Source organism: Bacillus sp. JJ1533 (assembly GCF_036965045.1).
Lineage (GTDB): Bacteria > Bacillota > Bacilli > Bacillales > Bacillaceae_L > Ferdinandcohnia.
Genome location: NZ_JBALOV010000039.1, coordinates 100,524 through 111,707, shown reverse-complemented (window position 1 = coordinate 111,707; position 11,184 = coordinate 100,524). Strand labels below are relative to the sequence as shown.

General features: G+C 39.1%; 12 protein-coding genes and 1 other RNA gene. 11 read left to right on the top strand and 2 right to left on the bottom strand.

Annotated features, from left to right (window positions below; all coding sequences use genetic code 11):
* Positions 1 to 497: 497 nt before the first annotated feature.
* From secG to ssrA, 10 genes are all read left to right on the top strand, one after another.
* Positions 498 to 731 (top strand): preprotein translocase subunit SecG, encoded by a 234-nt coding sequence (gene secG, locus V7138_RS21200; protein ID WP_335401377.1) that lies wholly within the window; start codon positions 498 to 500, stop codon positions 729 to 731.
* A 142-nt stretch (positions 732 to 873) separates the two neighbouring features.
* Complete coding sequence (locus tag V7138_RS21195) at positions 874 to 1,614, top strand: alpha/beta hydrolase (protein ID WP_335401277.1); 741 nt, start codon at positions 874 to 876, stop codon at positions 1,612 to 1,614.
* A gap of 13 nt (positions 1,615 to 1,627) precedes the next feature.
* Positions 1,628 to 3,970 (top strand): ribonuclease R, encoded by a 2,343-nt coding sequence (rnr, locus tag V7138_RS21190; protein ID WP_335401274.1) that lies wholly within the window; start codon positions 1,628 to 1,630, stop codon positions 3,968 to 3,970.
* A gap of 115 nt (positions 3,971 to 4,085) precedes the next feature.
* Positions 4,086 to 5,057 carry an L-lactate dehydrogenase gene (locus V7138_RS21185; RefSeq protein WP_335401272.1) on the top strand — a complete coding sequence of 324 codons (972 nt, stop codon included), beginning with the start codon at positions 4,086 to 4,088 and terminating at the stop codon, positions 5,055 to 5,057.
* 14 nt (positions 5,058 to 5,071) lie between these two features.
* Positions 5,072 to 5,848, top strand: a complete 777-nt coding sequence (locus tag V7138_RS21180; RefSeq protein ID WP_335401269.1) for a formate/nitrite transporter family protein — start codon at positions 5,072 to 5,074, stop codon at positions 5,846 to 5,848.
* A 108-nt stretch (positions 5,849 to 5,956) separates the two neighbouring features.
* Positions 5,957 to 6,409: an HIT family protein gene (locus V7138_RS21175; protein ID WP_335401267.1), complete on the top strand. Its 453-nt coding sequence runs from the start codon at positions 5,957 to 5,959 to the stop codon at positions 6,407 to 6,409.
* Positions 6,402 to 6,575 carry a hypothetical protein gene (locus V7138_RS21170; protein ID WP_335401265.1) on the top strand — a complete coding sequence of 58 codons (174 nt, stop codon included), beginning with the start codon at positions 6,402 to 6,404 and terminating at the stop codon, positions 6,573 to 6,575. Before V7138_RS21175 ends, V7138_RS21170 begins: the two co-directional genes overlap by 8 nt.
* Positions 6,542 to 7,195: a protein phosphatase 2C domain-containing protein gene (locus tag V7138_RS21165; RefSeq protein WP_335401262.1), complete on the top strand. Its 654-nt coding sequence runs from the start codon at positions 6,542 to 6,544 to the stop codon at positions 7,193 to 7,195. The genes V7138_RS21170 and V7138_RS21165 overlap by 34 nt, the downstream gene beginning before the upstream one ends.
* A 70-nt stretch (positions 7,196 to 7,265) precedes the next feature.
* Positions 7,266 to 7,733 (top strand): SsrA-binding protein SmpB, encoded by a 468-nt coding sequence (smpB, locus tag V7138_RS21160; protein WP_335401259.1) that lies wholly within the window; start codon positions 7,266 to 7,268, stop codon positions 7,731 to 7,733.
* Positions 7,734 to 8,023: 290 nt separating this feature from the next.
* Positions 8,024 to 8,362: a transfer-messenger RNA gene (gene ssrA / locus V7138_RS21155) on the top strand.
* A 627-nt stretch (positions 8,363 to 8,989) separates the two neighbouring features.
* On the opposite strand, the gene V7138_RS21150 is transcribed toward ssrA, so the two are convergent.
* Complete coding sequence (locus V7138_RS21150; RefSeq protein WP_335401256.1) at positions 8,990 to 9,127, bottom strand: LAGLIDADG family homing endonuclease; 138 nt, start codon at positions 9,125 to 9,127, stop codon at positions 8,990 to 8,992.
* Positions 9,128 to 9,311: 184 nt separating this feature from the next.
* On the opposite strand from V7138_RS21150, the gene V7138_RS21145 reads away from it, so the two are divergent.
* Complete coding sequence (locus V7138_RS21145; protein ID WP_335401254.1) at positions 9,312 to 10,529, top strand: CynX/NimT family MFS transporter; 1,218 nt, start codon at positions 9,312 to 9,314, stop codon at positions 10,527 to 10,529.
* Between the two features lie 383 nt (positions 10,530 to 10,912).
* On the opposite strand, the gene V7138_RS21140 is transcribed toward V7138_RS21145, so the two are convergent.
* Positions 10,913 to 11,128 (bottom strand): hypothetical protein, encoded by a 216-nt coding sequence (locus V7138_RS21140; protein ID WP_335401252.1) that lies wholly within the window; start codon positions 11,126 to 11,128, stop codon positions 10,913 to 10,915.
* Positions 11,129 to 11,184 lie beyond the last annotated feature (56 nt).

The following is an 11,184-nucleotide window of genomic DNA, read 5'->3' as shown; positions in this document are numbered from 1 at the left end:
TTGGCGCAAATCTCCGAGAAGTGACGCAAAAAATTCCGTTTTGGCTCAAATCTCCGAGAAGTGACGCATAAATCTTGGGAGAGGCGCAGCTCCCATCAAAAGTTATTTATCTTTTTTCGTCGGTTGTTTCTTTTGCTTATCCTGTTGTGTATTCTCGCCTAAATAATTCGTTTTGTGCTTTTTCTGCTCTTTGATTAATGCATCCAAATCCCAATTAATCACACATATCATTCCTTTCAAGTTAGTCTATTTTAATATGGACGTTTATCAAGGAAATCATAAAGTGAATCGTTGGAAAATGGATGCTAAGAAGACTCAAACATATGAAGTCCCGGGCGGTGAGCGCTAGGCGACATCACGCTTATCAGCGTGCGTTATCATTTGATTTGAATTATTTGTCTAATGTCAGAAAATGCAGTATTGTCCACATGGTATTTTTATGGTACATTTATTTTAACGTCATATGCGTTCTTGTTCAGGAGGTGTCGTTTTATATGTTGCATGGAATTCTTGTTACATTACTAGTTATCGTATGTATTGGATTGATTGTAGTCGTTTTATTGCAATCCGGTAAAAGCGCGGGTTTATCAGGGGCTATCTCTGGTGGTGCCGAGCAGTTATTCGGAAAGCAAAAGGCGCGTGGTCTTGACGCGGTTTTACATCGCGTAACAGTTGTCCTAGCGGTATTATTCTTTGTTCTTACAGTTGCTGTATCGTACTTTGAACTATAAACTTATTCAAAAGTAGGTTAGACAAGTTGATGTCTAGCCTTTTTTATTGCGCTCAAAACAGTATTTCCGTTACGATAGTAGAATACGGAAAAAAAGCGCAAAATAAGCTTGATAGAAGTAACAAAAAGGAGTTTTACATAAAATGAAGATCAAATTACCTCAACCTTTCTTTTTTGAAGGCGGAGAAAAGGCTGTTTTATTACTACATGGTTTCACCGGAAATTCAGCAGACGTACGGATGCTTGGGAGGTTCCTTGAGAATAGAGGCTATACCTGTCATGCCCCAATCTACAAGGGGCACGGTGTTCCACCTGAAGAATTGGTCCATACAGGTCCTGAGGATTGGTGGGAGGACGTTATGAATGCCTACCAATTTTTAAAAAACAAAGGTTACGATAAAATTGCAGTTGCAGGATTGTCACTTGGCGGGGTATTTTCCCTTAAATTGGGTTACACTGTACCTATAAAAGGGATTGTGACTATGTGTGCCCCGATGTATCTAAAAAGTGAAGAAGTTATGTATGAGGGTGTAGTTGAATTTGCACGTGAATACAAGCGATTTGAGGGGAAATCACCTGAGCAAATCGAACAAGAAATCGAGGAATTCAAAAAGACTCCGATGGATACATTAAAAGCATTACAGAACCTAATCGCGGAAGTACGTGACAATGTCGATATGATCTATTCCCCGACATTTGTTGCACAGGCCCGTCATGACAAAATGATAAATCCAGATAGTGCAAATATAATATATGAAGCGATTGAAAATGATTTTAAAAAGATCAAATGGTATGAGGAATCAGGACATGTCATAACCCTAGATAAAGAACGTGACCAGCTGCACGAGGATGTGTATGCATTCTTAGAGCAGTTAGATTGGTAACGGGAGGAAAAATATGGAACAGGAAATCCAAATTCATATCAATAAATTACTAGACTTTATGAAGGAAGAAGCATACAAACCCTTAACCGTCCAAGAGCTCGAGGAAGCCTTTGGTATCTCGGGGTCGGAGGACTTTAAAGACTTTGTTAAAGCCCTTGTGGTGATGGAAGAACAGGGGTTAGTCGTTCGAACACGTAGCAATCGTTACGGTCTTCCGGAAAAAATGAACCTTGTTCGCGGAACAATTACTGGCCATGCGAAGGGCTTTGCATTTGTGGTTCCAGACGACAAGACGATGGATGATGTATTTATTCCGCCAACTGAGTTGAAAAATGCAATGCATGGAGATACCGTGCTTGTTCGAATTAACTCGGAATCTTCCGGCCAACGGAAGGAAGGAGCAGTTGTTCGGATTATTGAGCATGGCATCAAAACAATTGTTGGTACATACACCGAAAGTAAAAGTTTTGGCTTCGTCATTCCAGATGATAAAAAAATCGCCAACGATATTTTTATTCCAAAGCAAGCCTCAAATGGGGCCATTGAGGGACATAAAGTTGTCGTCAAGCTTGTTACCTATCCAGAAGGGCGGATGAGTGCAGAAGGAGAAGTTGTTGAGATTTTAGGTCACAAAAATGACCCAGGAATCGATATTCTATCTGTCATTCATAAGCACGGACTGCCTCAGGAGTTTCCGAGAGAGGTATTGGAGCAGGCAAACCATACACCTGATTCCATCGATCCAAAAGATCTTGAAAATCGTCGGGACCTGCGAGATGAAGTCATCGTAACAATCGATGGTGCCGACGCGAAGGATTTAGACGATGCCGTCACAGTTACAAAGCTTGATAATGGTCATTACAAACTTGGTGTTCATATTGCGGATGTTACACATTATGTGACAGAAGGCTCCCCTATTGATAAGGAAGCAAGTGACCGTGGAACAAGTATTTATCTTGTTGATCGAGTCATTCCGATGATTCCGCACCGTTTATCAAATGGTATTTGTTCTTTAAATCCAAAGGTTGATCGTTTAACGCTGTCCTGTGAGATGGAAGTTGACAGGAACGGTGTCGTGGTTAAGCATGATATTTTTCAAAGTGTGATAAAAACAACCGAACGAATGACATATGCTGATGTGAACAGTATTCTTGTTGATAAAGACGAGGAACTGCGCACACGGTATGAGCCACTTGTTCCAATGTTTGAAGAAATGGAAAGGCTCGCTGCGATCCTTCGTGAAAAACGAATGAAGCGTGGTGCGATTGACTTTGATTTTAAAGAGGCAAAGGTTCTTGTCGATGATGAAGGTGCTCCATATGATGTTGTCTTACGAGAGCGCTCTGTTGGGGAACGTCTAATTGAAGAGTTCATGCTACTTGCAAACGAAACAGTTGCAGAGCATTTCCATTGGATGAACGTTCCGTTTATTTACCGGATTCACGAGGATCCGAATGAAGAAAAGCTAAGACGCTTCTTAGAGTTTATTACGAACTTTGGCTATCTTGTAAGAGGTGCTGGTAATTCAATTCACCCGCGTGCCTTGCAGGAAGTCATCGAAGCTGTTCAAGGGAAACCTGAGGAAATGGTTGTTTCAACCGTCATGCTTCGTTCAATGAAGCAGGCAAAGTACGATCCAGAAAGTGTTGGACACTTTGGTTTATCAACTGATTTTTACACACATTTCACGTCACCAATTCGACGTTATCCTGACTTAATCGTTCATCGGTTAATTCGAACCTATTTAATCCAAGGCAAGCTCGACAATGCAACTCAGGATAAGTGGAAAGAAAGACTTCCAGAAATTGCAGAGCATTCCTCTAATATGGAACGACGTGCAGTTGAAGCAGAGCGGGAAACAGACAGCATGAAAAAAGCGGAATATATGATGGATAAAATCGGTGAGGAATACGATGGCATCATCAGCTCTGTGACAAACTTCGGCATGTTTGTTGAGCTTCCAAACACCATAGAAGGGCTCGTTCACGTTAGCTATCTTACCGACGATTACTACCGTTATGATGAGAGAAGCTATGCGATGATTGGGGAACGGACCGGGAATGTATTCCGAATTGGAGACGAAATAACGGTTCGCGTAATTAACGTTAATAAAGATGAGCGTTCAGTTGACTTTGAAGTGGTTGGCATGAAAGGAAGCCGCCGCAAATTTTCAAAGGAAAAGCCTACAATTATTAAGTCCGAAAAAGGAAGAAGTCGTCGCAAACCGAATGAGGATGACAAAAAACCAGGTAGTGACAACGATGGCGAATGGTCAACCCGTAAGCCACGGAAGAAAAAGAAAAAGTATGATAATGTGCCGCCACAGAAAAGCAAGAAACGAAAAAAGAGAAGATAAGTTGAAAGTACTTCACTAAGGTGGAGTACTTTTTTTCTTGCATAGTTTAGATACTCCAACAAATAATAAGGGTTGTTATTTAAATGGCATTATTGTTTTATTGGAGGTTGAAAAGATGAATATAGGGGATCGTGTCAGTCGAGTTGCTTTGATAGGGACAGGGTTTGTAGGCTCAAGCTATGCTTTTGCTCTAATGAATCAGGGCATAGTTAATGAACTAATTATGATTGACGTAAATGAGGAGAAAGCAAAAGGGGATGTACTGGATCTTAACCATGGAAAAGCTTTTACAGGAAATCCTACCCTTATTAAATTCGGAAGTTATGAAGATTGCAGCAATGTTGATTTAGTCGTTATTTGTGCTGGAGCCAATCAAAAACCTGGTGAAACGCGATTAGATTTAGTAGAAAAAAACCTGAAAATTTTTAAAGAAATAGTAGAGAACGTGATGGCAAGCGGATTTGATGGAATCTTTCTGGTCGCCACGAATCCGGTTGATATTTTAACATATGCCACATGGAAGTATAGTGGATTACCAAAAGAACGTGTAATCGGTTCTGGGACGATTTTAGATACTGCACGTTTCAGATATTTATTAGGAGAATATTTTAATGTTGCCCCGAAAAATATCCATGCTTATATAATCGGAGAACATGGAGACAGTGAATTGCCAGTGTATAGCTCTGCCTATATTGGTACTCTCCCAATCAAAAAATATATGGGGCGAAATGAGCAGTATAAAAAGGAAGACTTGGATGACATATTTATTCGGGTACGAGATGCTGCGTACGAGATTATTAAAAGCAAGGGAGCAACCTATTACGGGATTGCAATGGGACTAGCTAGAATCACTAAAGCTATCTTTTCCAACGAGAATGCAGTACTGACAGTTTCCGCTCATCTGGATGGACAATATGGACAGGACAATGTGTATATTGGCGTGCCCTGCGTGATTAACCGAAATGGAATCCGTGAAATTATGGAACTGGAGTTAAATGAAGAGGAACAACAAAAGTTTGAAAACAGTGCGAATGTGTTAAAAACAATTCTTGCCCCATATTTTGATGAGGTGAAACCAAAAAAGTAACGTGGTGAAGATATATGGAAACAAGACCACTATCAAGTATTGAAAAACTGGCAATGTCTCGTCGTGATACATTTCAAAATAGCAGGTTAATTTACTTTTTGAGAGCTGTATTAGCGAGTATGTTTATTGGGTTTGGAGTAATCGTTGCCTTTCGTACAGGTAATTTCTTTTTTATGCAACAATCGCCGGTTGCTTTTCCCGTTGCTGCCATCACATTTGGTGCAGCAATTATTCTCATTGCATACGGTGGTGGAGATCTGTTTACAGGTGATACCTTTTATTACACGTATGCGGCCTTACGTAAAAGGATGCAATGGAAAGTGGTCGGGCAAATGTGGGTTTATAGCTATATAGGTAATATAATTGGAGCCCTCTTTTTTGCATTTTTATTTTTTATGACAGGTCTATTTCAAGGTGAAGCTGTTAATGAATTTTTATTAACGGTTGCTTACAACAAAACGCAACTCACCACTTCTCAACTGTTTTTTCGAGGAATTCTCTGTAACTGGCTTGTCTGCCTCGCCTTTTTCCTGCCGCTGGGAATGCGTGGAGACGGACCTAAAATATTTATTATGATGTTACTGGTATTTTGCTTTTTTATCTCCGGCTATGAACACAGCATTGCCAATATGTGTACGTTTGCTGTTTCGTATGTGATGGATCATCCGGACTCTGTCACAGTTAATGGCGTGATTCATAATTTAATTCCTGTTACTGTTGGAAATTTAATAGGTGGTGGCGGTTTCATGGCATGGATGTATTTCTATGCGAATAAAGCAAATATAGAATGAACAATGAAAGGTTCCAGCAGGTGCGCTGGATTCTTTTTTTATATGAAAAATATTCCAATTCTAATCTAAATGAATTATACTTGTGTGAATTACAAGGGGGGAAAATTGATGGAGGATTGCTTTATATGTAAAAAACACAACGGTTTGATTCAAACAGATGGGGAAACGATTTATGAAGACGATTATGTATATGTAGGACACATTGATCATAATGGCGAAGATAGTTACCTTGGTCATATCATGATTGATTTAAAAAGACATACGCCAAGTCTTGCTGATATGACAATGGAGGAAGCGAAGGCATTTGGCATCATTATGGCAAAAGTGAGTAAGGCCTTAAAGGAAAGTGAACAAGCAGAACATATATATTCTTTTGTTTCAGGAAATGCAGTTCCTCATCTTCACATGCATATAGTTCCGCGATATCCAAACACACCGGAAGAGTATTGGGGACCAATGGCAGTCTATGATTGGCCTGAAGCACCAATGGGGAATAAAGAACAGATTGTTCAGATTTGTAGAAGAATAAAAAGTGCCTTAGAAGATGAGAATCATGGGTGACTATTGGTGGGTAGGCTCCCAGGAAAGTTTTGTTGATACAATATCTGTTCAGAAACGAGGAAAAATAATAATCGGTCAATTTGGTGGCAATTCATCAGCCGGTCAATCAAAAAATGAAGACGGCTGTCTGGTTTGGCATATGAACATGAAGATTGGGAGTTCGTAATTCTTCTTGATGCCCACCACACCGCTGAAAGTGCAGAAGTGATTGTGCAGGAATTTACCAAACAGCAGGATTCAATAAAGTCTCTGTTATCAGGGTCAATCAAAGAAACATTTAAGGGGATTGATGAGAAGGTGCTTCAAATATTTCAGAGTCCAGAATTTTTAGCTTCGTGCCGAAAAGTTAAAGGATCAACCTCTTGTCTAATTGTCCTTAGGAAAGATAAATTTATATGGTGGTTTTCAGTTGGTGATTGTATCTTGTATTTGTTCCATCCAGAGTTAGAGAAACTCGGACAAAATCAAGTCAACCAGAGGCACTTTTTTGAATGGATTGGTCAGGTTAACACCTTCGAACTCCTTGTCCCATGCTATAGCTACGGACGAAAGGAACTAAGAAAAGGATTGAACCATTTATTTTTAACAACAGATGGTTTAATTGAATGTCCAGGATTACCTTATGATCAACCTGGAAAAATACAAAAAGAATTTTTAGACCGATCAAATGAGTTCGCATTAGAATCAATACTAAAGAAAATACAATCCCAAAACGTAAGAGACAGCACGACCATCATTTCCTGGTTTGTTGATAATGATCAAGAAGCAAGTTTACCTTGCAATTAATAAGCCTTTCCTTGAGATGTTGTCCATTATTTGTTAAAATAAAAGGTACCGTCTTAAGGGGGAAATCAATATGCCAAAAGGTATAGGCAAGGTAATCGCACAAAACAAAAAAGCAAATCATGATTATTTTATCGAAGAAACCTATGAAACAGGTATCGTGCTTCAAGGGACAGAAATCAAATCCCTTCGTAATGGTCGTGCTAATCTTAAGGATTCATATGCGCGTGTTCATAACGGTGAAGTATTCCTGTATAACATGCATATTAGCCCTTATGAGCAAGGTAACCGATATAATCATGATCCACTGCGGACACGTAAGCTACTTCTTCACAAAAAAGAAATTGCTAAACTAATTGGACTTACAAAAGAAGAAGGATATGCACTCGTGCCAATCAAAATCTATTTGAAAAATGGCTATGCAAAGCTTTTATTAGGTCTTGGTAAAGGTAAGAAAAAATATGACAAACGTGAAGACCTCAAGAAAAAAGAAGCAAAACGTGATATTGAGCGTGCTTTCAGAGAAAGACAGAAGATGTGATTTGGTATTACTTACAATAACTTACAATTGAAATTGTGAGTACATGTGCTATAATAAGATATGTAGTTGACAATTGAATAAGTCAACGAAAGCAAGAACACTTCATCCGATACACCCTGATAACTGGTGATTAAGTTCATCATTATCATTTTAGAATGGATGGCGAATTAGAAGCAAGAAGGTCGAGGAAGCGAAGTGAGTGAGAACCGGAGCGTATTTATATACGTGAGGATTCGAACGAGCGAGCTGACGAAGAGATTCGCCGCTTATCATTCGACATATGGGGACGCTACGGATTCGACAGGGGTAGTTTGAGCTTAAGTTGCGAGTCGAGGGGATCGGCCTCGTAAAAACGTCAATGCCTATAACTGGCAAAGAAAACAACAACTTCGCTTTAGCTGCTTAATAACAGACTATAGCGGTTCCTCCCTCCATCGCCCATGTGGTAGGATTAGGGACTCACTCTAAGTGGGCTACGCCGGAGTTCGCCGTCTGAGGACAAAGGAAAAGAACAACCAGACTAGCTGCTTGGAAGCCTGTCGATAGGCTGAAAAGTTAGCGAATCGCTAATATATCGACTACACTCGTAGAAGCTTAAGTGCCAATATCTTTGGACGTGGGTTCGATTAGTAATTAGTCGCCTTATGTGGTAACACATAAGTGATAATCCGGCTTTATCGGTGAAACCTAAGTCGCACTCGATGCGATAAGGCAATGCCGAGCGGTATGTAGAGCAATCTAACAGCCGTGTATCGACTTATAGGCTGCCATGTAACCATGGTAGTACTAGGATGCGAAATCCTACCTGAACAGGTATAAAATATGTTTCGCATAATACGCCGGAGGACCTGATAACTGCAGGTTCAAGATATAGTCAGTGCCATGACGAAAGCATGGAAAAGCACGTCCCACCGTCTCCACCAAATACATATACTTGGTGGTTAAATATTAATTGACAAGGACTCACTGTTAATGGTGAGTCCTTTTTACATGTTGAAAAAGTATTCTTCGAATATCATTTTCTTTTTTAATAGTGCTGGACTGTACTTTCCATTTCGAGGAGTTACATTTTCATAGTTTTCAAGAATCCAAACAGATCGGTTTCTTTTCTTATTTACTCTCAAAAATGGTGCGATATTTTCCAATGTATGAAAAACATCTTCTTTTTACTTTATTGTTAGAGTATAGGAGTCTTTGTGCCGATCAGGTTTGTAATTCCTCTTGCTATTAATTACACCTCTAGTTAACTTTTGAATTTAAAGAAGGAGTTCCAGATCCGTTGATGCAATAGATATACAGGGTCTACGGTGTTCCTTTCCATGCATTCTAGTTAATGAAATACTTCCTTCTCCATCAATTATTCCCGCAATATAAGATGCTTCCCACTCTTTCAATTATTAATCAACCCCTTAATAATAAGAACGTATATTCTTATGTTTATTATATAATATTAATTGAATCAAATTAAACAGTTTTCATATTTTAATAAAAAGGCTATGATTATTTTGGGCTTGCTAACACGAAAAATACTTTCTAGTAGCCTTTTTAAATGACAGATATCGTTGTAGTAGAGAATTGGTGGTGCATATGGGTTCTAAAAATATAAAAAGCTTCTCTAATGTTTTACTTATTATAGGGATTATTTTCGTAGCTTTTAATTTGCGCCCAGCGATAACATCAGTCGGGCCAATTATCGATCTAATTCGTTCTGACTTAGGTATTTCTAATGGGGTAGCGGGTTTTATAACAACTCTTCCATTAATCTCTTTTGCGATTCTTTCAATTCTTGCCCCTAAAATTGGACAAACCATAGGAAATGAGAGAACTATTTTTCTAGGATTATTGGTGCTGTGCATTGGCATTTTCACGCGATCATTAGGCTATACGTTAACGCTCTTTTTAGGCACATTACTTGTGGGAGTTGGTGTTGCAATAGGAAATGTCCTTATACCAAGTATTGTAAAGCTTCATTTCCCTTTAAAAGTTGGTATCATTACAAGTATTTATACTACAGCCATGAATGCCTTCGCTGCCATCGGATCTGGAATCAGTATCCCGCTGGCAAAAGGCCTATTTTTAGGATGGAGATGGGCATTAGCCTTTTGGGTATTGGTCGCGGTTATCGCCATGATTATTTGGTTACCTCAAATACGCAATAATAAGAAACCATCTACTACATACAAAAATCAACCCTCAAATGGCGCCATGTGGCGATCACCGATTGCCTGGCAAGTAACTGTGTTTATGGGATTACAATCTTTTTTATTTTATTGTACAGTAGCATGGTTGCCGGAAATTTTAGAAAGTCATGGAATGCAATTATCAATGGCGGGCTGGGTGGTATCGTTAATGCAACTAGTTAGTCTTCCAACTACATTCTTAGCACCTGTCATTGCTAACCGTTTTAAAAGTCAAAAGATGATGGTAGGCATAATTGGAATCATTTATTTTATTGGGGTAATGGGGCTGATGTTTGTGCAAACGAACGGCCTTCTGATTTTATCCATCATCTGTATTGGGATAGCCCAAGGTGCTAGTATTAGCCTAGCACTCACCATGATTGGACTACGAACAAGAGACTCAAGACAAGCCGCAAATTTATCTGGAATGGCACAGTCAATCGGATATTTATTAGCTGCCATTGGTCCTACACTAATTGGCTTTCTATTTGATTATACACAATCATGGTTAACGCCATTAGTCATATTTACTGTGATAACAATATTGATGACACTTGCAGGTATTGGTGCAGGACGTAAACAATATGTGGCGGGAGAACTTGCACAAAAATATTAATGACTGAAGGAAAGATCCATTTGTCTTCCCATTTAATGTACGGCCATGTCAAGATTCTTGACGCAAACAGTGCAACATTCATAGCTGTTTTTGAAATTGCAATGCAAAGAAAAAAACATGAAATCGGCGTTGACAAGTCAAATGCCCAGGAGGGGGGTAGCTAAAACTATCCTGAAGTAGAACTAAACATATGCTTGCCGATTGATGCTATTACGGCTCCGAACATTTATGGATTTAAAGCGATTAGAAACTAATTAGTTTTTGATAAAAAGACGAGATACAAATATGAGACAAAGCAAAGCTTTCCGTTTGGAAAGCTTATGCTTTATTTTGTTATGTAAATATGGTTTAGGACCCCTTTCAAAAAAAGGGTCCATACTGGATTAAGATTCATCTGTTGTTTGTGTTTGAAGTGAAGATTGCGCCTGACTTAAAATTGTTTGAACTTGGGCAATCTCCTGTGATGCAGATTTTAATGCTTCCTTTGCTAAAACTTGGTTTGCTGCGGATTGTTCGATTGCCGATGTGATCATGTCTTTTGCAATTGAAGCTTGAGCTTCTGCTTGTTTTAATTTATTAGTGTCAATTTGATTTGTCATTTTACTGCCTCCTGCTTTTTTCTTGTTGTAATGACAACGATAATATTGTTCCTAAA

Excerpts from the sequence above, each read along its gene's own strand:
- V7138_RS21140 (WP_335401252.1), bottom strand. The coding sequence starts at position 11,128 with ATGACAAATCAAATTGACACTAATAAATTAAAACAAGCAGAAGCTCAA.
- smpB (WP_335401259.1), top strand. The coding sequence starts at position 7,266 with ATGCCAAAAGGTATAGGCAAGGTAATCGCACAAAACAAAAAAGCAAAT.
- V7138_RS21170 (WP_335401265.1), top strand. The coding sequence starts at position 6,402 with ATGGGTGACTATTGGTGGGTAGGCTCCCAGGAAAGTTTTGTTGATACA.
- rnr (WP_335401274.1), top strand. The coding sequence starts at position 1,628 with ATGGAACAGGAAATCCAAATTCATATCAATAAATTACTAGACTTTATG.
- V7138_RS21180 (WP_335401269.1), top strand. The coding sequence starts at position 5,072 with ATGGAAACAAGACCACTATCAAGTATTGAAAAACTGGCAATGTCTCGT.
- V7138_RS21195 (WP_335401277.1), top strand. The coding sequence starts at position 874 with ATGAAGATCAAATTACCTCAACCTTTCTTTTTTGAAGGCGGAGAAAAG.
- V7138_RS21175 (WP_335401267.1), top strand. The coding sequence starts at position 5,957 with ATGGAGGATTGCTTTATATGTAAAAAACACAACGGTTTGATTCAAACA.
- V7138_RS21185 (WP_335401272.1), top strand. The coding sequence starts at position 4,086 with ATGAATATAGGGGATCGTGTCAGTCGAGTTGCTTTGATAGGGACAGGG.